The 22,195-nt window shown below is 36.1% G+C and carries 20 protein-coding genes and 1 tRNA gene; 11 read left to right on the top strand and 10 right to left on the bottom strand.

All coding sequences use genetic code 11. From position 1 onward, the window contains the following. Window positions 1-49 precede the first annotated feature (49 nt). The 5 genes from CSE_RS03220 to CSE_RS03200 are packed head-to-tail and all read right to left on the bottom strand — an operon-like array spanning window position 50 to window position 3,322. Window positions 50-982 carry a thiamine pyrophosphate-dependent enzyme gene (locus CSE_RS03220; protein ID WP_014453216.1) on the bottom strand — a complete coding sequence of 311 codons (933 nt, stop codon included), beginning with the start codon at window positions 980-982 and terminating at the stop codon, window positions 50-52. 10 nt (window positions 983-992) lie between these two features. Beyond that, window positions 993-2,162, bottom strand: a complete 1,170-nt coding sequence (gene porA, locus CSE_RS03215) for a 2-ketoisovalerate ferredoxin oxidoreductase subunit alpha (protein WP_014453215.1) — start codon at window positions 2,160-2,162, stop codon at window positions 993-995. Window positions 2,163-2,171: 9 nt separating this feature from the next. Next, on the bottom strand, window positions 2,172-2,495 hold the full coding sequence (locus CSE_RS03210; RefSeq protein WP_014453214.1) for a 4Fe-4S binding protein: 324 nt from the start codon (window positions 2,493-2,495) through the stop codon (window positions 2,172-2,174). After that, complete coding sequence (locus tag CSE_RS03205) at window positions 2,488-3,075, bottom strand: 2-oxoacid:acceptor oxidoreductase family protein (RefSeq protein WP_014453213.1); 588 nt, start codon at window positions 3,073-3,075, stop codon at window positions 2,488-2,490. The genes CSE_RS03210 and CSE_RS03205 overlap by 8 nt, the downstream gene beginning before the upstream one ends. Before the next feature lie 49 nt (window positions 3,076-3,124). Then, entirely contained in the window at window positions 3,125-3,322 is a 198-nt protein-coding gene (locus CSE_RS03200; protein WP_014453212.1) for a ferredoxin, read from the bottom strand. Window positions 3,323-3,455: 133 nt separating this feature from the next. On the opposite strand from CSE_RS03200, the gene CSE_RS03195 reads away from it, so the two are divergent. From CSE_RS03195 to CSE_RS03190, 3 genes are all read left to right on the top strand, one after another. Next, a complete protein-coding gene (locus CSE_RS03195) occupies window positions 3,456-3,800 on the top strand; it encodes an FtsB family cell division protein (RefSeq protein ID WP_014453210.1) in 345 nt (114 codons plus the stop codon). A gap of 17 nt (window positions 3,801-3,817) precedes the next feature. Then, a complete protein-coding gene (locus CSE_RS08130) occupies window positions 3,818-4,174 on the top strand; it encodes a S1 RNA-binding domain-containing protein (protein ID WP_014453209.1) in 357 nt (118 codons plus the stop codon). Further along, window positions 4,165-4,240: transfer RNA gene (locus CSE_RS03190), tRNA-Met, on the top strand. The genes CSE_RS08130 and CSE_RS03190 overlap by 10 nt, the downstream gene beginning before the upstream one ends. Before the next feature lie 4 nt (window positions 4,241-4,244). On the opposite strand, the gene CSE_RS03185 is transcribed toward CSE_RS03190, so the two are convergent. Further along, window positions 4,245-5,387 carry an ABC transporter substrate-binding protein gene (locus tag CSE_RS03185; RefSeq protein WP_014453208.1) on the bottom strand — a complete coding sequence of 381 codons (1,143 nt, stop codon included), beginning with the start codon at window positions 5,385-5,387 and terminating at the stop codon, window positions 4,245-4,247. Window positions 5,388-5,443: 56 nt separating this feature from the next. On the opposite strand from CSE_RS03185, the gene CSE_RS03180 reads away from it, so the two are divergent. Genes CSE_RS03180 through CSE_RS03170 form a run of 3 tightly spaced genes read left to right on the top strand, consistent with a single transcriptional unit; the run spans window position 5,444 to window position 9,065 of the window. Continuing rightward, complete coding sequence (locus CSE_RS03180) at window positions 5,444-6,286, top strand: FAD binding domain-containing protein (protein WP_014453207.1); 843 nt, start codon at window positions 5,444-5,446, stop codon at window positions 6,284-6,286. Window positions 6,287-6,288: 2 nt separating this feature from the next. Then, complete coding sequence (locus tag CSE_RS03175) at window positions 6,289-6,756, top strand: (2Fe-2S)-binding protein (protein ID WP_014453206.1); 468 nt, start codon at window positions 6,289-6,291, stop codon at window positions 6,754-6,756. Beyond that, the gene (locus CSE_RS03170) at window positions 6,756-9,065 is read left to right on the top strand and encodes a xanthine dehydrogenase family protein molybdopterin-binding subunit (protein ID WP_014453205.1); all 2,310 of its coding nucleotides are present in this window, start codon (window positions 6,756-6,758) and stop codon (window positions 9,063-9,065) included. Before CSE_RS03175 ends, CSE_RS03170 begins: the two co-directional genes overlap by 1 nt. A gap of 30 nt (window positions 9,066-9,095) precedes the next feature. Here the strand turns inward: CSE_RS03170 and CSE_RS03165 are convergent, their stop codons facing one another. Further along, entirely contained in the window at window positions 9,096-9,509 is a 414-nt protein-coding gene (locus CSE_RS03165; RefSeq protein WP_014453204.1) for an arsenate reductase ArsC, read from the bottom strand. Between the two features lie 101 nt (window positions 9,510-9,610). Here CSE_RS03165 and CSE_RS03160 point away from each other — a divergent pair, with 101 nt between their 5' ends. Then, window positions 9,611-12,103, top strand: a complete 2,493-nt coding sequence (locus tag CSE_RS03160) for a DUF3160 domain-containing protein (RefSeq protein ID WP_014453203.1) — start codon at window positions 9,611-9,613, stop codon at window positions 12,101-12,103. Beyond that, a complete protein-coding gene (gene amrB, locus CSE_RS03155; RefSeq protein ID WP_014453202.1) occupies window positions 12,079-13,800 on the top strand; it encodes an AmmeMemoRadiSam system protein B in 1,722 nt (573 codons plus the stop codon). The genes CSE_RS03160 and amrB overlap by 25 nt, the downstream gene beginning before the upstream one ends. Window positions 13,801-13,839: 39 nt before the next feature. Here the strand turns inward: amrB and CSE_RS03150 are convergent, their stop codons facing one another. Further along, entirely contained in the window at window positions 13,840-15,714 is a 1,875-nt protein-coding gene (locus tag CSE_RS03150; RefSeq protein ID WP_014453201.1) for a phosphoenolpyruvate carboxykinase (GTP), read from the bottom strand. 388 nt (window positions 15,715-16,102) lie between these two features. Here CSE_RS03150 and CSE_RS03145 point away from each other — a divergent pair, with 388 nt between their 5' ends. Both CSE_RS03145 and CSE_RS03140 read left to right on the top strand, forming a co-directional pair. Next, window positions 16,103-18,358 carry a bifunctional alpha,alpha-trehalose-phosphate synthase (UDP-forming)/trehalose-phosphatase gene (locus CSE_RS03145; RefSeq protein WP_014453200.1) on the top strand — a complete coding sequence of 752 codons (2,256 nt, stop codon included), beginning with the start codon at window positions 16,103-16,105 and terminating at the stop codon, window positions 18,356-18,358. A gap of 93 nt (window positions 18,359-18,451) precedes the next feature. Next, complete coding sequence (locus tag CSE_RS03140; protein ID WP_014453199.1) at window positions 18,452-19,336, top strand: caspase family protein; 885 nt, start codon at window positions 18,452-18,454, stop codon at window positions 19,334-19,336. Window positions 19,337-19,695: 359 nt separating this feature from the next. Here CSE_RS03140 and CSE_RS03135 read toward each other — a convergent pair whose 3' ends face one another. Together CSE_RS03135 and CSE_RS03130 are read right to left on the bottom strand one after the other, a co-directional pair. Continuing rightward, entirely contained in the window at window positions 19,696-20,916 is a 1,221-nt protein-coding gene (locus CSE_RS03135; RefSeq protein ID WP_014453198.1) for a glycosyltransferase, read from the bottom strand. Continuing rightward, window positions 20,909-21,553, bottom strand: coding sequence for a DUF5752 family protein (locus CSE_RS03130; protein ID WP_014453197.1), 645 nt, complete (start codon window positions 21,551-21,553; stop codon window positions 20,909-20,911). Before CSE_RS03130 ends, CSE_RS03135 begins: the two co-directional genes overlap by 8 nt. Window positions 21,554-21,684: 131 nt before the next feature. Here CSE_RS03130 and CSE_RS03125 point away from each other — a divergent pair, with 131 nt between their 5' ends. Next, window positions 21,685-22,122, top strand: a complete 438-nt coding sequence (locus tag CSE_RS03125) for a hypothetical protein (RefSeq protein WP_014453196.1) — start codon at window positions 21,685-21,687, stop codon at window positions 22,120-22,122. The last annotated feature ends 73 nt before the right edge of the window (window positions 22,123-22,195 follow it).

Raw genomic sequence — 22,195 nt, 5'->3', positions numbered from 1 at the left:
ATAAAAATAGCCCCCAAGTTTAAAGGGGGCCAAAAGAAAACAATCTTAATTAAAGTTGAACGCCTGATTCCTCAAGTTTCAAAAGTCTTTCCCACTCTTCATCAACCATCTTCTGCATTTCCTCAATTACATGTTTATTCTCCGGCTTAAAGAGATGCCTAAATCTACCCTGACCTTTCAAGAACTCTTCAATTGGCTTTCTTTCTTTAGGTTTATAATTTATTTTTACTTTGCCGTTTTCAATTTCATAAAGTGGCCAGAAGTTTGTTTCGGCGGCAAGTTTAGAATATTGTATTGTAAGAGAAGGATCATAATGCCAGTTTGTTGTGCATGGCTGGAATACCGCAAGGAATGAAGGTCCATCTACCTCAAAACCCTTCTTTGCTTTATTGTAGAGATCCAGCAAATTGTGAACTGCTGCCTGTGCAGCATAGGGAACCCTGTGTGCTGCAACAATCTCTACGATATTTTTTCTCCATTGTGGTTTTCCAATACTAACCCTACCAGAAGGAACTGTTGTTGTGCTAGCACCGAATGGAGTCGCACCGCTTCTCTGATTACCAGTATTCATATAGCCTTGGTTGTCGTAGACAACATACATGAATTTATGTCTTCTTTCAAGTGCTCCAGAGAGCGCCTGAAAACCAATATCGTAAGTTCCACCATCTCCGCCAATAGCAATTATATTTACATCAGTATCAATCTTGCCTTGCTTCCTAAATGCCCTCAAAGCAGTTTCAATACCCGCTGCAACTGCAGCAGCATTTTCGAATGTTAAATGAATCCACGGAACATTCCATGCAGTAAAAGGATATATAGTAGACGTAACTTCAAGACAACCAGTTGCATTTGCAATAACAACAGGCTTATCTGAGGCAGAAATTATTGTATTTACAATTGGTGGAATTCCACATCCTGCACACATTCTATGCCCTGAAACTAAAGGCTTTTCTTTGGATACGATCTCTTGAATAGTTGCCATATTTACCCCCTTATTCCCTTAAACCAATGTATCTCTGTGTTTGAGAGTCAACATTTCCACTTAGAAGTTCCTCAAACACCTTCTTTATGTCAGTCTTAAATATGTCTCTTCCACCTAATCCATATATATAACTCTGGAGTTTAGGTTTCTTATCAGATTCATACAATGCGTTTCTTATCTCAGAATAAACTGGTGCATATGCACCAAATGCAATGGATCTATCAAGAACACCTACAACTTTAAACCTCTCGAGTGTTTCTCTCATTTCTTTATATGGGAAAGGTCTGAAGAGTTTTGGCTTTATAAGTCCAACTTTATAACCTTGCTCTCTCATTTCATCTACAGCATCCTTTGCAGTGCCTGCGGTTGATGAAAGTGCAACAATAACTGCTTCTGCATCTTCAGTCCGATATTCTTCAAACAATGGATACTTATTTCCTGTAAGTTTCGAAAGTTCCTCACCTACTTCAAGATAAACATCTTTTGCATTATATATTGCTACTTCTTGCTGCCTCTTCACTTCAAAGTAGTAATCAGGAAGCGCAAGCGGGCCAACTGTATAAGGATTCTTTACATTAAGAAGATACCTATCAGGTTTTCTTTCGGAAATGAATTTTTTCACTTCTTCATCTTCAAGTACCTTTACGACCTCAACACCATGGCTTGTGATAAATCCATCCTGCATAACCATCACAGGAAGCAATACATTTGGATGTTCTGCAATTCTCAAAGCAAGCAGCATGTTTTCATACGCCTCTTGAGCATTCTCAGAATATATTTGTACCCAGCCAAGCGTTAACGTTCCCATTGTGTCTGAGTGATCACAGTGAATATTAATTGGTGCAGATAACGCCCTATTTACAACAGGCATAACAATTGGAAGTCTCAAGCCTGGTGCTGCTGCGACAATTTCCCACATAAGAGCAAGTCCTTGCGAAGAGGTTGCACACATTGCTCTTGCACCTGCAGCAGATGCTCCAACAACTGCTGAAAGGGCTGAGTGTTCAGATTCAATTGGAACCATTTCTGTATCTACAACGCCATCAGCAACAAACTGAGCAAAAAATTCAACAATTGGTGTTTGAGGTGTTATTGGATACGCAACAACAACATCTGGGTTTATCTGACGCATCGCCTCGGCTGTTGCCTGGGCTCCAGTTAAAGGTTTAAGCTTTGCCATAATTTCCTCCTACTCTTCCCTTACCATCGTGATACATTTTGTTGGGCACTCTACCGCACAAATTCCACAACCTTTGCAGTAGTCAAAATTTGTCTCAAGTCTTATTGTACCCTTATACACTCTTCCGTTTTTTCCGATTACCCCTTCTTCACTTTTGGTTATTGGAATCGCCATATCTGGACAGTAGGATACACAAATCATACAGTGTATGCAATTTGACGGATCCCAGACAGGTCGGAGACTTCTCCATGAGCCTGTTTTATTTTCAAGTGCAGTTGCAGGTGGTAAGTCTCCTCCACGCATTAATTCTTTCCAACCCTTTTTCTCAGCCATTTTTTGCCTCCTCAAAGCCTCTTTTAAGACCAATTATGTTTTTCTGGACTTTTTCTTCACCAATTTTGTCTAAAAATTCTTCTCTAATTACATCTTCAAGTGTTTCTAATTTGACAATGTTAGTCGCTCTTACAAGTGCACCGAGCATTGGGACATTTGGTGCATCCATCTTAAGCAAATCTAAGGAAATCCCAGTTGCATCCACCGTGTAAATCTTTCCTTTAAATCCGGTTATTTGCCTTATTTCCTCTGGAGTCTTTGTAGTGTTCACAATCAGAACCCCGTTTTCCTCGTCAAGACCTGCTGTGACCGGAATGTTTTTTGCAAGGCCAAAGTCAAATACAAGCACTGCGTCCGGTTGCACTATTGGTTCATGAGTACGGATTTCTTTATCGGAAATTCTTGTATAAGCAACAGTTGGAGCTCCACGTCGCTCAGAACCATATTCTGGGAAAGCCTGTATTGATTTACCTTCTTTGAATGCAGCAAGGGCAAGCATCTGAGAGCCAGATTTTGCACCTTGTCCTGCTCTTCCATGAAATCTTACTTCATAAACACCTTTTTTTGTTTGAACTGCCATCTTTTAACCTCCTTCATAAATTAGGGGGTGGCTTCTGCCACCCTTTACCTTAACCTACCTCCTCAACAGTGATGCTCTGAGTGGGGCAGTTTTCAGCAGCATCCTTGTTGCAATCCGCATCGGAAATTTCAGATATGAAATTTGCTTTTCCATCATCTTCCATCTTCCAGTTTTCCGGACAAATGGAAGCGCAAACTCCACAACCAATGCAGGTGTCTTTGTTAATTGCAACTTTGTACTTTGCCATGTTTCACCTCCACAGTGTAATTATAACATCGTTTGTAAAAAATAGATACATTTTTGTAATGGTTTTAACAAATTTAAGAAAATTTAAAAAATTTAAATTTTATATAGGTTGAAACTATTGTATAATAAATAAAATGAAAAAGAAAATAAATATCGTAAAAATTGCAGTTGTAATTCTTGTATTGTACTTTTTTGTTGAATCGATTTTAAATGCCTTTTATTTTGTAAATAATTATGTCTTACTTCAGAAAAAGAAGCAAGAATTAGAAAGGCTCAAACAGGCGCAACAAGAACTTAAACAAAAAATTGAATATGCAAAAACAGACGAGTTCATAGAAAAGTATGCGCGTGAAAATCTTGGCCTTGCAAAACCCAACGAAACCGTCATTTATTTTAAATTGAGTGATGATTCAAAGGAACAAACGCAAAATTTTTCTAAAAATTTCTTCGAAAACCTCTTGAATCTTTTTAAAAATTAGTTATTATATATAAGCGTATGGGGAACACGGAAGCAACCGGAAGAGTTATAAAAGTGATGCCCTATGGTGCCTTCGTAAAACTCGACGAAGGAAAGGTTGGGTTAATCCATGTTTCTCAACTTACAGAATTAGATGGGACTGCCTTAGACGACCCAATTAAAGAAGGCGACAGAGTTTTAGTAAAGGTAAACGGCAAAGATAAAAGCGGCAAACTTAACTTGATTTTTATAAGAAAGGTTAGCGAGCAGCCTAAAAAAGAAGAGCAGAAGAAAACAGATTTTGAGCATTTATTGAAAAAGTTCCTTAAGGAGTCTCAAGAATCACTTGTAGCACAAAAAAGGCGTATCAAAAGACATAGAGGAGAGGCGGCGTAGCCCAGTGGTTAGAGCATCCGGCTCATACCCGGAGTGTCGAGGGTTCGAATCCCCCCGCCGCCACCATTTTTCAATCAATTTTATCGGGGATATATTCCCACACTTTTACAGGGGTAAAATTAGAAAATCCATAAACATAAACTGGCTTTACTGGATCATTCTTGTTTTTAAACTCTATTCTTCCAGTAATTCCATCATATGAGAGATTTTTTAAGGCATCTTTAATTAGATCTTTATTAAAGGAATTTGCCTTTTTAATTGCCTCAAGAAATAACCCCATTGCATCATAAGCAAGATACGCTTCAATGTTTGGCTCAGTTTTATACATTTCATTGTATTTATTGTAAAATCTAATCCAACATTGATTATCCATTGAATAGTGACTCATATAAAATGCGTTGTATGGCCTATTTACTCTTGCCAAAAATTGTGGTGCATCAACACCATCGCCAAAGATAACAGGACCTACAAAATTTTGCTTTCTTAATTCCATATAAATCATGGACGCATCAACATACAAATCCGGATTAAAAACAAATTGCACTTTCTGTTCAAGCATCTTTTGAATTGGAAATTCAACAGTCACCGGACTTTGGGGATGCGGGTAGAAAGCTACAATTTTTCCTCCTAACTTTTTAAATTCAGTTGCAAACTTCCCCGCAAGATATGATGAATATGGGTCCGAAATATCGTAGAAAACTCCACCAATTCTTAAACCAAGATAGTCATACACAAAATGTGCTGCGGCAATCCCTTGAATGTCATCTGTAAAACAAGACCTAAAAGAGTACTCTTTATTCTTGGTAACCTTAGGGTTCGTTGCAACAGAAGTAATAAATGGTATTTTCATATCCTCGCAAACTTCACTAACAGGAATTGCAATTCGACTAAAAGGAGCACCAACGACACCTATGAAATTATTTCTTAATAAGATTGACCTCAAATCGTGACTAACCGTATCAGGATCCCCTCTATCATCAACCACGTAAATTCTAATTTTTTTACCTAAAATTCCACCACTTTTATTTACTTCCTCACTTTTCATTTTTATTGCATTTACCGTACTTATTCCAAATTCGCTTAAATCAGAACTAATTGGTGCAACAACAACAACTTTTACATAACCGATACATGAAGTAAGAAAGAATACGATAATCCACATGAAAAATACTATTATGGCAATTTTTGAAAATTTCTTTACATTCACCCTCATCTTATTTCTCTCCTTTTTGCTATAATAATTATAGTGTAAATTAAGGAGGTTAAAAAATGTTAAAACTTAAAAATGTTGCAGAATGCTTTTACCCAAAAACTATTGATGATGCAGTAAGCATTTTAAAAGAAAAAGGCGATAAAGCAAAGGTAGTAGGTGGTGGGTTGCATCTTACGGTGTTTCCGAATCCGCAAATTGAGTATCTCATTTTTCTTGACAATCTTGATTTGAATTATGTAAGGGATGAGGGAAAGTATATTTCTATAGGTGCTACAACAACCATCACAGATGCTGCAAATTCGAAAACATTAAATGAGCTTTTTGATGGGAAGTTATCACAATCTCTATCCCTTATTGCATCAGAACTTTTAAGAAATCAAATCACTTTTGGCGGGTCTGTTGCACAGCGTGAGCCTTATTCTGATATTGCTACAATTCTTTTATCACTTGATGCAGATGTAGTTTATTTTGATGGAAGCACACATACAGAAAATCTCAACGACTTTTACAAAAGCGACTTTAGAGAAAAACTAAAGACTGGAATCATAACAGAAGTAAGGATTAAAAAGTTTGATAAGTTATACAAGTTTGGGATAGAGAGACATGTAAGAAACGCAACAGATATTTCCCTGTTAAACATGGCGATGCTTGGAAAAATAGAAGATAATGTCATCGAAGAGATTATTGTTAGTTATGGTTCAAGACCAATGCCAGCAGAACGATTTAGCGCTTTGGAGGATTTTTTAAGAGGGAAAAAATTAGATGAAGTAATCACACAGGTTTACAACTTTGCAAAAGAGCATGCAGACGTAAAAGGCGATGTAAGAAAAGACGAAGCATATAGAAGAGAACTAACTGGAATCTTTGCAAAGAGATTGTTAGAATCGTTTGGGAGGTAGAAATGAAAGTCCACTACAAAATCAACGGAAAAGACTACGAATTTGACATTCATCCGGGAAAAGTACTTTTAGATGTTTTAAGAGAAAATGGCTTCACAGAAGTTAAGGGAAATTGCTATATGGGAACATGTGGAGCATGCACAGTTTTAATAAATGGCACACCAAAAACAAGCTGTACAATATTGGCAGCAAAGATAAATGGAGCAGAAATTACAACAATTAAGGGCATAGGGGACATTCTTAATCCGCATCCACTTCAGAAGGCTTTTGTTGAGAAAGGTGCAGTGCAATGTGGGTATTGCACACCCGGAACTATACTTTCTGCTTACGCTCTTTTAAAGCAAAACCCTAACCCAACTGATGAAGACATAAAAAAGGCAATCGACGGGAACCTCTGTAGATGCACAGGATACGTCCAGCAAATCGAAGCAATAAAATATGCAATCGCACTTTTAAAGGAGGGTAGATAATGGAAAGACAAATTATAGGAAAAAACGTTGAAAAAATAGATGCACTTGCCCTTGCAACAGGACAACCAGTATTCACCGATGATATTAACCTTCCTAATACTCTTCACATAAAATTCCTTTATTCACCTCATGCAAATGCAATCATTGAAGACATTGATACAAGTGAAGCAGAGAAATTGAGAGGGGTTCACATGGTCTTGACATACAAAAATACCCCACAGGTTTACCACACGACAGCAGGACAAGGATGGCCTGAACCATCTCCATATGATACATGTATGTTTAATCAGCATGTGAGGTTTGTTGGGGATAGAGTTGCAGCAGTTGCAGCAGACTCTGAGGAAATTGCGACAGAGGCATTGAAACTTATTAAGGTAAAATATAATGTTCTTCCTGCTGTTTTTACCCCGGAAGAAGCAATGAAGGAAGGGGCACCAATTCTTCACGAAGAAAACCCGCAAGGAGTTTATGACTACAAGAAGAACCTTGTTGCACATATCGAAGTAAAAGCAGGCGATATTGAAAAAGGTTTTAAAGAAGCAGACGTTGTTGTTGAACACACCTTTGAAACACAATTTGCACAGCACTCTCCCATAGAAACCCATGCAACAATCTCATATCTTGACGAGAATGGGAGAATTGTGATAAGGTCTTCAACGCAAGTGCCATTTCATGTAAGAAGAATAGTTGCACAGGTTTTAGGTATCCCTGTATCACAAATAAGAGTAATAAAACCAAGAATTGGTGGTGGCTTTGGAAGTAAGCAGGAAATTATCCTTGAAGAAGTCTGTGCATTTGTAACAATGAAAACAGGACGCCCCGCAAGAGCGGTATATTCAAGGGAAGAAGAATTCATCTCTTCAAGAACTCGACACCCAATGAAAATTACAGTTAAAATTGGTGCAAAGAAAGATGGAAAGTTTACCGCAATAAGAATGTATGCTTTAAGCAATACAGGGGCATATGGAACACACGGACTTACTGTTGCGTCAAATACAGGGTCAAAAACTCTTCCTCTATATAACAAAGCACCTAATGTTGAATTTGTTGCAGATGTAGTTTATACAAATTTACCCGTGCCAGGAGCATACCGTGGGTATGGTGCAACCCAAGGTTACGCTTGTCTTGAGCAAACAGTTGATATGGTTGCAGAAAAACTTGGTTTAGACCCTATTGCAATAAGGAAAATAAATCACATAAGAAAAGGTGAAACTTCTCCCATATTTGAGGCCCTTGGCGAAGGAAGAGAAGGCGTAGTCCAATATATTGAAAGTGAAGCAATTGATAAACTTCTTGAATTAGGTGCAAAAGAGATTGGCTTCTATGAAAAGTGGGGTAAGAAAATAAGAAATGGCTCAAAGGTTCGTGGTGTTGGAATGTCATTACATATGCAAGGCTCAGGAATACCAAAAATTGATATGGGTTCTGCAACAATGAAGTTAAACGAAGACGGTTCTGTTAACGTGTTATACGGTGGGACTGATATTGGAACAGGTCTTGACACAGTTGTTGCTCAAATTGTAGGAGAAGTACTTAGTATTGACCCCAAAAAGGTCATCGTATATCCTTCGGATACAGACATAACACCATTCGATAAAGGCGCATACGCATCATCTGGAACATTTATCTCAGGAAGTGCAGTATATAACACTGCCTTAAAACTTCGAGATCAAATTCTCGAGGTAGCAAAAGAGATGTTTGGTGAACAAGATAGCAAGGATTACATTTTAAAAGATGGATTTGTGATTTCTGAAAGAAGTGGCAAGCGTGTAAGCCTTTCGGAGATGGCATATGATACATTCTATGTAAAGAAACAAAAACAAATTATGGCAGTCGGTTCTTTTGTCTCTGAGTCGTCGCCTCCACCATTTGCAGCACATTTCGTAGAAGTTGAAGTTGACGAAGAAACGGGTATTGTAACACCAATTAAATATGTTGCAGCAGTTGATTGTGGAATTGTTATAAACCCCGAACTTACAAAAGGACAGATTATTGGTGCTATCGTAAATGGCATTGGGTATGCACTTACTGAAGAATACAAATTCGGTGAAAATGGTAAGGTGTTAAATCCAAACTTTATGGAATACAGAATTCCTTCCTCACGTGACATCCCAGAAATCGTGCCAATTCTTGTTGAAACATACGAGCCAACAGGACCGCTTGGTGCAAAATCTGTTTCTGAAATTAACATCAATGGAGCAATCCCTGCAATAGGAAATGCAATCTATGATGCAATCGGTGTAAGAATCGGAAGTTCTCCATACACTCCAGAAAAAGTTTTAAAAGCCCTAAAAGAAAAGAATAAATAAAAAAGGGGGCTTTAAGCCCCCCTAAATCCTTTATATCTTTCTAAATGTTTCCATTACCCACTGCTCAATTTCATCACGTAGTTTTCGAACACGCTCCATTATTTCCTCATCGGAGCCTGTAAATGTACTTGGATCTTCAAATCCTTTATGAATGTATTGGAGTGCCCCTGGAAAGTATGGGCATTCTTCTTTTGCTTGATCGCAAACAGTCACAACATAGTCAAATCTTTTTCCTTTAAACTCCGTAACAGACTTTGTCTTGTTATTTGATAAGTCAATCCCAATTTCTTTCATTGCTCTAACTACATATGGGTTAAGAGTACCTGGATGAGTGCCCGCTGAAAATGCCTCAAATCTTTCGCCATAAAGTGCATTCAAAAACGCCTCTGCCATTTGCGATCGTGCAGAATTGTGTGTACAAACAAAAAGTACTTTTAGTTTCATTCTTTAACCTCCCAAAAGATTTTAACAAACGTGGAACAAATCTCAAATAAAATTATCTAATATTCATAAAAATTAATAAAATATATATGGGGAGGCGTAAAATGAAAAAAGTCATAGTCTTTGCAATTATCATTACGCTTGTTTTAACAAGTTTGGTGGTCTTTTTTTATTTTACATTACAAGGGAAGAAACAAGGCACATCAAACAATGGGGGAGTAAATCAAACAGGAGAAACCAGTGAGCAAAAAATTGAATTTTTGATGGCAAAATCCTTTGAAACAGAAGAAGTAGCCATTGAGTTCCCAATAAATGCACAGGCTAAACAATACGAACTCCCACTTGATCTTACGAAGATTCAAAACCTAAAGACAATTTCAGGAAAAATTACAATACCCGAAAGTGCAATTGCCTTACTTAAAAAGAATGGTTTTGTTGTGATAGACACACCAAAAGAGATTGCAGATTTAAAACTATCTACGAGATACATTCAGTATCCAGAAACAATTTCACCAAAGGAGGACTTTTATTCATATTATCTTGCACTTGAAACAAAAGAGCTCCCTAAATATATTACGGCAGATTCGATTCTTCATTTTTACCATATTTTCTTTGAAAAAACCCTAAAGGATTTTGAGAACAATGTATTTAACCAATATATCAAAGATTTAACTCACTATTTTTACAACGAAAATTTAAAAAGATACAACAGCACTTCTGATCCAATAATTAAAGATGTTGCAAAAAGGAATCTCGCATTCTTTGGTGTTGCAGAACTTCTTCAAGATGAAAATTTCAAAGTTGATGAAAGTGTAAAAGACCAAGTTAAGCAAGAATTACAGTTAATAAATGCTCACAGAGGTTTTGACTATTCCAAAATATTCTTTTATAAGGAAGATTACTCTCAATACGTGCCAAGAGGACATTACACCGAAAACGAAGCTCTTAAATCATATTTTAAGACACTTATGTGGTATGGGAGAATGACTTTTCTTTTGAATGGCTCACGGTACATCGAACCTGGTCAATCGGAGTGCGGACCATACGATGCAATCATATCCGAATATGATGCAAAAATTCAAACCCTCCAAGGATTAATTATTGCTTACGATTTTCTAAGGTCAAACGAAGCGCAGAATAAATGGTCAACCATGTATGAAATTACATCATTCCTTGTTGGATTTTCTGATGATATTACACCTTACGAATATGCAAGCGTTTTAAACAAATTTCTTACTGAAAACTCAAAAGAAAGTGATATATTAACGAAATTTGATGAAATAAAAGGAGAACTTCAAAAATTAAAAGATCCAATGATTTATAGCGGTCTCGGTGAATGCACTATGTCTACGCCTTGCCCTCCTCTAAGTAAAGATGACTTAGACAAATTAAAAGAAATAAATTTAAGACTCCTTAAAGAAACAAAGGGAATGAGATTTCTTGGGCAGAGAAATACTATCGATTCGTATTTATTTTCAAGAATCGTATCGCCTTTTTCGGGAGAATATACAGGTCCAAAAACGCCACTTCCAACAAAAGATCTACCTTTTACCTATACGTGGTTTGATAAGTACAACGATGCAACTGAAAATCGCCCTTTTACTTGGGTAAAAACATATATTGAGTTTTGCAATAGTGGAAGAGAAGTGAAAGCCTTCCCAAGAGGCCTCGATCTTATGGCACTTCTGGGCTCAGATAGAGCTTATGAAATCTTGAAAAAAGAGGGTGACACAAATTATTCGGATTATAATAAGATGTTTAATGAACTTAAAACCTATGTCCAAAATTTACCCAAAGATGAATGGAATAAAACGCTCTACAATAAATGGCTTTCAGTTCTTACAACCCTTTTTTTAAATAACACACAAGGGCTCCCAACGTTTATGAAAACAAGCGCCTACTCTGATAAACTCCTTCAAACTGCCCTCTCCTCTTGGACAGAGCTAAGACATGATACAGTTCTCTACGTAAAACAGAGTTATACAATGGCAGAAAAAGGAGAAGGTGGTCCGGAAGAGAAACCATATCCCGGATACGTTGAGCCTATACCTGAATTTTATGTAAAACTTCTTGAATTAACCCGCCTTACAAAGAATGGGCTTATAAGAATTCAAGCACAAACAAATGACCAAAATTTAATAGATACAATAGAGCGAAAGAAATATTCTCTTGAACAATTAGACTCACTTCTCCAAAGGCTTCTTTCAGTTGTAAAGAAAGAACTTGAAAATACACCTCTTGATGATACCGATTACTACACAATTAAAGGTATTGGAGAATACTTCGATTCGTCCATGCAAATGCTTTTTTCTGGAGAAACAGATATTGACCTTATAAAGCCAACCATTGTAACTGATGTTCATACTGATGGAAATACAAAACTTGCAGTTGAGGAAGGACTTGGCTATGTTAATACAATTATCGTTGCATGTCCCGACGACAAAGGCAACATCTACCTATCAATTGGACCTGTTTTTTCTTATTACGAATTTAAGTATCCAATAGAAAATAGGCTTACAGACGAAGAATGGAGGACAATGCTTAAGAATGGGAATGTCCCTCCAAAGCCAAAATGGGTAAGCAACTTTTCAAATTAATTGTAATTTTAACAATTCTATGGGTTTTGGTTGTTGCACTAAACCCATCTAATGCTATTGCACCAGAAATTAAAGAGCCTGTTATAATAGGCGGTGTTGTTCCACACCATCTGGTTGCAGAAGATGTAATGATTGACTTCTACAAAAATGTTTCAACCAAGGTAAAGCCCGATGTAATAGTTTTACTTTCCCCAGACCACTTTGGAAAATGTGCCTCAATGGGTGCTTCTTTTATCACTGCTAACTCACAATTTCTTGAGCTAAATATAGCAACTGATAAAATTAACAAATTGAGGAGTCATTTTAATATAATTGAAGATAATGCTTCAATTTACCTTGATCATGGCATTGAAAATCACATACCTTTTTTAAATAAGTATTTCAGAAATAGCAATGTTTTGCCAATTCTTGTAAGCCAAAACGTTACATTGAATATTGCAAAAGAATTTTCCGATATTCTAAATAAGATCCTTCCATATAATTCACTTATCATCGCAAGTGTAGATTTTTCGCATTATCTTCCAAAATCAATAGAGAATGTGCACGACCAAAAAAGTTTAAGGGTACTTTTAGACTTTGAAGAAAACGAATTTCCAAAAATCGATGTTGACTCATGGCAAAGTCTCTATATTTTAAGGAGTTTTTCATTAAAAAGAGGCTATGGAAAATATGAGATTCTTTCCCACAAAAATACACAGGACTACTCAAATGATTACCTTGCAAGTTCAACCTCATACGTAAGTTGTATCTTTGAAAAAGGGGAAATTCCCACTCAAAATGATAAACCCCTAACACTTTCATTTGTGGGAGATATCATGCTTGATAGAGGTGTGTATCAAAAAATCCTATCAAATTCGTATTTTTATCCATTTTATCATATTGAACAGGCATTTCGAGGATTGGATTACGTGGTAGGCAATCTTGAAGGACCAATTACATACAAAAAGGTAAATTTTCCAAGGGATTCTCTCCGTTTTTGTTTTGATAAAGGTGCATTACAAACACTTCTTTACGCACACTTCAACGTTGTATCATTATCAAATAATCACACAGACAATATGGGAAACAAAGGCCTCCAAGAAACAAAAGAAATTTTAGAAAGCGGAAATATCGAATACTTTGGCGAGCCGTGGGATTTTAAAAATTCAAAAATTTTTAAAGGAAATGGAATTGTCATTGTTGGATTTAATGCAACATATCCATTTAAAATTGGCGAAGTTAAGGATTGGATAAGAAACACCAAAGAAACACACAAAAATGACTTCTTAATCCTGTTTATGCACTTTGGCGAAGAATATATCCAAAAGAGTACTTCTTATGACTCTTACCTTGCACATACACTTGTAGACGCAGGTGCAGACCTCATAATAGGAAGCCACCCACATGTGGTAAAGGATATTGAACTTTACACCTCGGAAAAGCGGAAAATAAAAACACTTATTTTTTACTCACTTGGCAATTTTATATTTGACCAGTACTTCTCATATGAAACACAAGTTGGCTTGATGCTCTTTATAACAAAAATAGGTAAAAATTTTCAATTTGTGTTGGAGCCTATTACACTATATCAATCACAACCAAAATTAATGAGCGAAAAAGAAAGAACAACTTTCCTTACGGAACTTGCAAATATGTCGAGTAAAGATCTCAAAGAATCAATTAAGAATGGAATTATTAATTTAACAATTAATTATTGAATCCTTGTCAAATTTAGGGGGCTTTTGCCCCCTATTAAACTATACCACCTCAAATTTGTAAGGTTCTATGTAGTTTCCGAATTTTGATTGTGCTTCTTTTAGCCTTTTTTCTTCCTCGTCATAGAGTTCAAAAACACGGGCAGGCACAAATTTTAAGTCAGAATAAATTTTTCTAAGTCTTTCAATCTTCGATAGGTTTTCATTTACTCTCAAGGTAAATTGTTTTACATACTCATCTTCGGTATAATCCTTACCAAGATATTGTTTAAAAAGCACTTTTAAGTCCTCATAAAGCGGCATAAAGCCAACAGGTGTTTTAAGCACACGAACTTCACCGTGAACTCTTTTTTCCATCCACTTTAACCACACCTTTTTATCATTCTTATCGTTGAGGAATCGCCCGTTTTCATCTTTCAAGAAGTAATTAACCCCGAAAATCTTAGGCACCTTTTTAAGCTTTTTTCCGAATTCAAGGTTAATTTCAATGTACTTTCCAATCGGGATTGAAAGAAAATCAAGGTTTGACATAGGATTAAATTCCCTTACACCAACTTTCCCTAAGGTTGCAGCGGTTGTTTCCGATTCAATCGAAGCACCTTTAAGCACAATTCCATGTTCCCAATCAAACGCTTCGCAAACAGGATTCCATGTGTCGGAATCTCTTCCACCGTAGATAATCCCCGAAACTTCAACGCCATTGGGATTGTGTAAGTTTTCATCGACATTCTCAAGGATTTCAAGATGAAGGGTAAATCTTGCATTCGGGTGCGATGGTGGAATTTCATTTCCTTTCTCATCTTTCTTTCCCCTAAACCATTCTCCAGAGTGGTTTATTCCTCTTTCAGGAATAGAGCCATCGTGCGCTACCCAATAAACAGATCCTTCATCATAAACTAAAACATTCGAGAAAATTATTTCATTTGGTGTGTGAAGCGCTTTCCATTGGATTGGATCATCCTTCGAATTTATACCCTGAATTATGCCGAACATTCCTTTTTCGACATTAACTGCCTTTGCAACACCGTTAATTTCTCTTATGTAGGAAATATCATCACCAACAATACGCTCCCCTTTAAGCATCGCAGTAGAAGTTTTACCACACATAGAGGGAAATGCACCTGCAAAGTAAGAAACCCTTCCGTTTGGACCATTTACTCCCATAAGGAGCATATGTTCTGTAAGCCATCCTTCAAGTGATGCTCTTTTTATTGCAAGACGCATTGCCAATTTTTTAAGGCCAATTGTATTGCCACCATACTGCGTATTACATGAATAGACAATTTCGTCTTTTAGGTCAATGTAGACTCTCCTTTTGTCAAGATTTTTTGAAGTCTTCCTCTCATCAAGTTCGCCTTCAGAGTGGACAAATTTAAAAAATCGCGTTAAACTTCTTCCCTTCCTTAGAAATTCATTATAGCCTTGTCTATAGAGGATATTCTCGGAGTGTGCAACATATGGTGAGTCAGTAAGTTGTATGGCAGGGATAGTAAAGGGCGAGTTTTCAGGTCCAAGTACATAAAAGAGAACATACATTGTCCTACCAAACATAATGTTTCTCAAAATCTTGTGCACTTCTTCTGTAAGAAGTTTTCTATCCCCAGTTTCAATAACTGGGTCAAGATACTCTCCTTCATCTAACAAAATCTTTGTGTTCCTTTTGTCTCTTCCCTGATCGTAATAGGAATCAAAATGAACCGTGTGCCCTTTAATTTTTAAAGGCATCTCTTCCCCATCTTCAAGTGCCTTTTTCCTAATAAAGTTAATGTCCTCAGGACTTCCATCTGAAACAAAAATGCTTTTCGGATTACATAAAGAAACATACTTTGAAATAAATTCAAGAACCGTTGGATTTTCAATTGCTTCTAACTTTTTAAGGCTTACTTCGTCTAATTTTTCCTTTAAAATGTTTTCCATCCTACCTCCTTACAGGATATTTTAGCATAAACTTACCAAATTAAAAATTTAAAAATTTAAAATAAGTCTAAAGCACTTAGTTTTAATATGCCTTCTTTAAAAATAAAATCATATTTAAGCGTAGATAAGCGAATTTTTGTTCTAAGTAGTTTAACCCATTTTAGTTTTTTTTAACGCTCTAAATCGATTAAAATGCACGGTATTAATCAAGCAATAGTGCGGCCTTAACGATACTTCCTTGATTCTTTTGCTTTCATTCCTTAGATAACTTCTGCATAAATACTTGGTTTGTTAGAGGTCCACTTTTTACAAAGACCTAAAATTTTACTTAGAAAAGTTAAAATCTATAATATTTTTCGATATTTCTTGAAATAGTGTAAAATAAAATATGAAACTTATAATTGCATCAAACAGGTTGCCAGTTTACGCAGTAAAAGAGGGTGATTCTTTAATTTTCAAGCAAAGCCCAGGTGGGCTTGTTCAAGGTCTTTCTGCTTCAATCGGCACAATCCTTGAGATTACAGAAAGTAAAGATTATTTTTGGATTGGTTGGCCTGGAGAAACAATCGAAGAAGTTAACCAAGAGCGTGTCTACGAATATCTTTTAAAAACCCTCAACGCTATACCCGTTTTTCTTTCAAAAGAAGAAATGGAAAAATTTTACCTTGGATTCTGTAATAGCACCCTATGGCCCATTTTCCACTCATTCCCGAGCTTCGCAAAATTTAAACGGGATGAATTTGAAAGATACATTGAAGTTAACAAAAAATTTGCAGAAACAGCCCTAAAAATTCTTGACGACGATGATTTACTTTGGATACACGATTACCATTTGATGCTTCTCCCATCATTCATTAAAAAGGAAAAACCAAATGTATTAGTGGGTTTTTTCTTACATATCCCTTTTCCTCCTTATGAAATATTTAAACTCATGCCCAAAAATATGAGAGAAACAATTCTTGAAGGCGTATTAAATGCAGACCTTATAGGCTTTCACACGTATCAATATCAGCAAAATTTCATAAAAACAGTTAGAAGCATTTTCTCCATAGAGCATGATATAAAAAATATCTACATAGACGGAAGACGGATTCGAACTGACGTTTTCCCGATAAGTATCGACTTTGATAAATACAACAAGGCAGAAGAACTGCCTGAAATAAAGAAAAGAGTTGCAGAACTTAAAAATCTATCACACAACTCAAAAGTTGTCCTTTCTATAGACAGACTTGATTATTCAAAAGGCATAGTAAACAGGCTCTTTGCAGTTGAACGATTCCTCGAAAAATATCCCGAGTTTCATAAAAATGTTTTATTTATCGTAGTTGTAGTACCGTCACGGATTGGTGTTGAAAAATACAATGAGACTAAGGAATATATTGATTCGCTAATAGGAAAAATAAATGGAAGGTTTAGCACTATCGATTGGTCACCAATTCAGTACTTATTTAAAAACCTTCCTTTTGAAGAACTTGTCCCGCTTTATATACTTGGAGATGCCCTTCTTGTAACTTCTCTTGCAGATGGTATGAATCTGGTTTCAAAAGAATACATTGCAGCAAATCCAAAAGGAGCACTTATCCTAAGCGAATTAACTGGTGCAGCTGAAGACCTGAGAAGAGCATTTATCATAAACCCAAACGATATTGAAGGCATTGCTGATACTTTGAAAGAAGCACTCTCTTTAAGTAAAGATGAACTTTTCGAGAGAAATAAGATTATGGTTGAATATCTTAAGAAAAACGATATAAAAAAATGGACGACAAGTTTTCTCGAAGAACTATCGCAATGTACCCCCACAAAAAAGCCCATCTACCTTGATGAGAAAAATATAGAGGAACTAAAAAATCAGTTTTTACATGCAAAAAGAAAAGCAATAATTCTCGATTACGATGGAACTCTTGTAGGTTTCGATGTTGACAGATCAAAAACATTGCCATCAAAAGAAGTTTTAGACCTTTTAGACGGAGCTTCTCGTAAGGGTATATTCGTTGCAATTTCAAGCGGAAGAACAAAAACAGACCTTGATAAATTCTTTCCTAAGGGAAATTTCACTCTCATCGCAGAGCGCGGCGCATTCATAAAAGAAAAGGATAAAGATTGGGAGAAGACCTTTGAATGGGTTGACGCATCTTTCAAAAAAGATGTTTTAAAAATCTTAACTCTATATAAAGATAGAATTCCCAACTCGTCAATTGAAGAAAAAGAATTTTCGATAGTTTTTCATGTAAGAGCATCTCCAACAGATACAGCAGAACTTGCATTGAGAGAAATGCTTGACATACTCATCCAACTTACCGCTCAGACAAACGCTTATGTAACAAAGATAAACAAAGGCATAGAAATAAAAGCACAAGAGTTAAACAAAGGTATCTTTGTTTCACGCATTGCAAAAGAGGGCTACGACTTTGCAATTATTGCAGGCGATGATTATGTTGACGAAGAAGCATTCAAGGTTGGCAACAAATATGGATATTTTACATTAAAAGTGGGAAGTGCGGTATATACCAAAGCAAAATATTTTGTAAACTCACCTGAGGAATTATTAAAAATCCTCAAATTACTTTCAAAATCGCTTGAAGAAAAACCAAAAGAGCACAAACTCTCCTTTATCGATTACATAAAAAGTCTTTTCAAAATATAGGATTTAAGGGCTTCTCAATTTTTTATTTAATCTTTCATCTTGTAAATGTTTTTTTTAAAAAAAGTGGTAAAATAAAATGAGGGGGTGATAAAAATGAAAAAATTGTTAGCCTATTTTTTGTTAATTTTGTTTATTTTTATTACAACATTCCCAACACTTGCAATAAGCTCAAACGGAGGAAAGCAAGAATTTTCAGCAACTGACATTGAGATCGTAAAGAAGTTAGAAGTTAAAGGAAAGCCTACTTCAGGAAAACCTGCAACAGCCGTTGCAACAGGTATAATTGGTGAACCTTGTGCAGGTAATAAATACGCAATAGTCATTGGCATAAATGATTACCCTGGGACATCGAATGACCTCAACTTTTGTGTTGCAGATGCGCTTAGCATGAAAGAAGCACTCACCACAAAATATGGCTATGAAACAACGAACATCTATTTAATAACTGATAGTGATGCAAATAGAACAAACATTACAAATGCAATAACTTCACTAAGATACACCGTCCAAAACAATGATGAGGTGTTCTTCTTCTTTAGCGGGCACGGAGCAAAAGGCAAGGCAAACGACGGCGATAAAGAGAATATTGATGAATCCATTGTTATTTGGGGAGATAATGGTAATTTTGACTACCTATGGGATGGGGAATTAAAAGACTTATTCAACGGTTTTAAAACTAATAGAATCATTTTTGCATTTGACTCATGCCTTTCAGGCGGAATGACCGATCTTGCAAGTGGAGGCAGGATAATCAATATGGCTTGTTCTGAATCAGGCGTAAGTTACGAATTTTCAGACCTCGGACATGGACAATTCACATATTATTTTGTAGTTCAAGGGATGCTCAACGGATTGGCGGATACCAATAAAGCCGATGGCAGTGTTACTGTTGAAGAAGCATTTGATTACACGGCTTCGAATTGCATTTATCAAAAGCCAACAATTTCAGACCAATTCACAAACGATCTACTTCCGTAATTAAAGAGCCCTGCTAAATTCAGCAGGGCTAAAAACATTTTTAAGAGAGGTATTTTAACAATCGAAATAGAGTTCAATCTCATATGAATAAGGATGTCCATTTAAATCTGCTACATCCTTAGTTTTGCTTTTGATCCACGTATTGAGAAACTAAACCCCTAAAATTCCATCTTTTATGAGGTGATTGTTATCCTTTGATATGTTTGAAAGTGCTTATTCAAGAGATCTTAGAAGTAGTATTGCACTTTCCTTGTTGTCGAGATTCCTTATTGTCGAGATTTTTTGTCGTAAGGCGCGTTATAATAGACAGACATTACGATGTGTTTATATATTGGGGTGAAATAAGTCAAAAGAAAATTCTACAATCTGACTACTTCACCTTTGGTTATAAGCGAAAGGAAGGTGAGCATGTAATCTCTTAAATGCCTTGTGATAAGGAAGTTATTTCTTATGTGTTCTCTGCCATTTCTTCCAAGATTATAGGCAAATTCTGGTGCCTGGATAAGTTGTTTTATCCAATAAGCGGTGCCTTCGACAGTTAAAGTTAGAATTCCTGAATACTTATGCGTTATTTGGAGGGGAATCCCACCAACAGCAGAGGCAATAACAGGTTTTGCTTTCCAAAGCGCCTCTGCAACTGTAAGGCCAAAACCTTCCCTTAACGATTTTTGTAGAACTACCGTTGATCCTCTTTGAAGTGCATTTATTTCAATATCCGATCCTGGTGGAAGAAGAAGCACATGTATGTCGGGATCAGAAGATGCCCTATCCATTACCTCATTTAGAACCTTCTCCCCCTCTGGGTCGTCATTTGCTCCACCTCCTGCAAGAATCAATTGGCAATCAACATGTTTCTTTACAAGTTTATATGCTTCTATTACACCAACAGGATCCTTCAAATAATCAAACCGTGAGATTTGAGTTATTATTGGCCTACTTCGGTCAATTTTAAATCGTTCAAAAACCTCATTAATTTCGTTTCCTGTTAATTCCCTATTCTTATCGCTTAGAGGATCAATCGAAGGTGAAATTAAAACTTGCGGAATTGATAGGCTTCTTGCAAAGGCAGGCGCTGAAAACACCGCTAAATCATAATTTTCAATATAATTTTTCAAAAATTGCCACACATTTTCCTTTGGATTTGAAAAGTCTATATGACATCGCCAAAGCCACTTGCTTTTAAACTCTTTCCTTTTCTCAACAAGAGCAACAGGCTGTGGATCATGGACAAATATGATGTGAGCATTACCATCCAAAATTGAAAAATTTTCCCTGTCAACTTCAAGAAAATATTCAAACTCTTCTTTGGTTATTTCTATATCTACTCCGTGTAGGGCATTATGCATTTTCTTCGTTATCGTGAAAAACCTGTCATTTCCTTTAATTACATCCCACAACGCATTTATGCCAAGCTCTTTTAAAAGTGGAACCATTCTTGTCAGGATCTCCGCAACACCGCCACCAACTGCTGTTGAATTGATATTTTGAATCACCTTCCCTTGAAGATGTTTCGAGATAGAGTATAGTTCATCCACAACCTCATTAGAAACTACGCTTCTATAATCGTCTATTTTAGCCATATACATACTCCGAAACCAATCTTATCAATTTATTTCGCAATCCTTCAAGTGTGTAGGTGTAAGGGTCAATTCTCGAAATCTCGTCTGCAAGTTCTTTTTGCCCTAAACTTTCTCTCAGCCATATTGAAAAATCGTTTTCTCCTTTTCCAAGCATAAGGCGAGACTGGAACATATGAAAGTAAACTGATCGAATGGGTATAACTCGGAGAATTTCAACAAACTCTTTAAGGTTTGATGCTTTCTTGCCTGAATTTGTGATAAATATGTGTGAATACATAAAGTGAAATTCCATTCCTGGAGGGCATGTCCTCGAATTGTTTCTACTCATGTTTTCTTCTATTACTCTAATGATTTTCTCTTTTATTTCACGAATAGACTTACACTCTATAAGGTCAATCGCCGCAAGTTTTTCGGAAACAAGTCTATCAAGTAGAATATTTGAAACCCAGTAAGCAAAATCATTTGGAGGTTCTGGAGAAATATATTGGTGTTGGATAAGGAATCTATGAGTATGATAGAAAATTGTTGCATCACTTGATGCCTTAATACCTTCAAGAAGTTCTGAAAGGTTCTTGGCCCTTCTTCCCGTAAGAAAAACAAGCTCGCTACTTGTTAAAAATTCAAAATATTCACCCATATGTTTACCTAAAAATAGTATAGCAAGAAATTTTAAATTGAGGAAAAGTCGCCTTATCTAAAAATTTTAAAAATATTTGAAAATTGTAAAATATCAATCAAAAAATTAAAAGAAAGGAGGTCCTTTACGCAATGTTCTTTTGGAAAAGAAACACTCTAACAGAAAAGGAAAAATTGGAGTATGAAACATTGGTTAGAAATAGAGAGCATGCAATTGAACAAGGAAATAACAGAATGAATTTTTTGTGGTTAATTTTAGGCGGTGCGATATATATTTTTGCAACGACATTGATAGAGTTTACTAAACAACTTAAAGAAGCAAATCCTTATTTGTTTTTTCTTGGCCTCTTACTTGTTGTCTCATCAGGAATTGCCTACTTAGTTTCAACTGACATGGATAATACAAGAAGGACAAGTCGTGCAATGAAAAATTTTTGGGAAAGCAAGCTTAACGAATTTGAAGCAAAACATTCAATCAATGCATTTTCAGATATACCTGAATTAAAATTTTCTTCAAAAATTGAAACTTATAAAAAGTATGGGATTAATGTTCCAATTAAAGATTTTTAAATTTTGTGGGGATTGAGCTCATTGTCATTTATTTTACTGGTTGCCTTTCTAGTTTCTGTGATTGGTACTTTCA

This window comes from Caldisericum exile AZM16c01, assembly GCF_000284335.1.
Taxonomy (GTDB): domain Bacteria; phylum Caldisericota; class Caldisericia; order Caldisericales; family Caldisericaceae; genus Caldisericum; species Caldisericum exile.
The sequence above is the reverse complement of the archived record's forward strand: the minus strand, read 5'-3'. Positions and strand labels throughout refer to the sequence as shown.

Coding starts and splice junctions, on each gene's coding strand:
- CSE_RS03185 (WP_014453208.1), bottom strand. CDS start 5,387: ATGAGGGTGAATGTAAAGAAATTTTCAAAAATTGCCATAATAGTATTT.
- CSE_RS03205 (WP_014453213.1), bottom strand. CDS start 3,075: ATGGCAGTTCAAACAAAAAAAGGTGTTTATGAAGTAAGATTTCATGGA.
- CSE_RS03130 (WP_014453197.1), bottom strand. CDS start 21,553: ATGGGTGAATATTTTGAATTTTTAACAAGTAGCGAGCTTGTTTTTCTT.
- CSE_RS03145 (WP_014453200.1), top strand. CDS start 16,103: ATGAAACTTATAATTGCATCAAACAGGTTGCCAGTTTACGCAGTAAAA.
- CSE_RS03150 (WP_014453201.1), bottom strand. CDS start 15,714: ATGGAAAACATTTTAAAGGAAAAATTAGACGAAGTAAGCCTTAAAAAG.
- CSE_RS08130 (WP_014453209.1), top strand. CDS start 3,818: ATGGGGAACACGGAAGCAACCGGAAGAGTTATAAAAGTGATGCCCTAT.
- CSE_RS03210 (WP_014453214.1), bottom strand. CDS start 2,495: ATGGCTGAGAAAAAGGGTTGGAAAGAATTAATGCGTGGAGGAGACTTA.
- CSE_RS03200 (WP_014453212.1), bottom strand. CDS start 3,322: ATGGCAAAGTACAAAGTTGCAATTAACAAAGACACCTGCATTGGTTGT.
- porA (WP_014453215.1), bottom strand. CDS start 2,162: ATGGCAAAGCTTAAACCTTTAACTGGAGCCCAGGCAACAGCCGAGGCG.
- CSE_RS03170 (WP_014453205.1), top strand. CDS start 6,756: ATGGAAAGACAAATTATAGGAAAAAACGTTGAAAAAATAGATGCACTT.
- CSE_RS03135 (WP_014453198.1), bottom strand. CDS start 20,916: ATGGCTAAAATAGACGATTATAGAAGCGTAGTTTCTAATGAGGTTGTG.
- CSE_RS03220 (WP_014453216.1), bottom strand. CDS start 982: ATGGCAACTATTCAAGAGATCGTATCCAAAGAAAAGCCTTTAGTTTCA.
- CSE_RS03175 (WP_014453206.1), top strand. CDS start 6,289: ATGAAAGTCCACTACAAAATCAACGGAAAAGACTACGAATTTGACATT.
- CSE_RS03140 (WP_014453199.1), top strand. CDS start 18,452: ATGAAAAAATTGTTAGCCTATTTTTTGTTAATTTTGTTTATTTTTATT.
- CSE_RS03165 (WP_014453204.1), bottom strand. CDS start 9,509: ATGAAACTAAAAGTACTTTTTGTTTGTACACACAATTCTGCACGATCG.
- CSE_RS03180 (WP_014453207.1), top strand. CDS start 5,444: ATGTTAAAACTTAAAAATGTTGCAGAATGCTTTTACCCAAAAACTATT.
- amrB (WP_014453202.1), top strand. CDS start 12,079: ATGGGTAAGCAACTTTTCAAATTAATTGTAATTTTAACAATTCTATGG.
- CSE_RS03160 (WP_014453203.1), top strand. CDS start 9,611: ATGAAAAAAGTCATAGTCTTTGCAATTATCATTACGCTTGTTTTAACA.
- CSE_RS03125 (WP_014453196.1), top strand. CDS start 21,685: ATGTTCTTTTGGAAAAGAAACACTCTAACAGAAAAGGAAAAATTGGAG.
- CSE_RS03195 (WP_014453210.1), top strand. CDS start 3,456: ATGAAAAAGAAAATAAATATCGTAAAAATTGCAGTTGTAATTCTTGTA.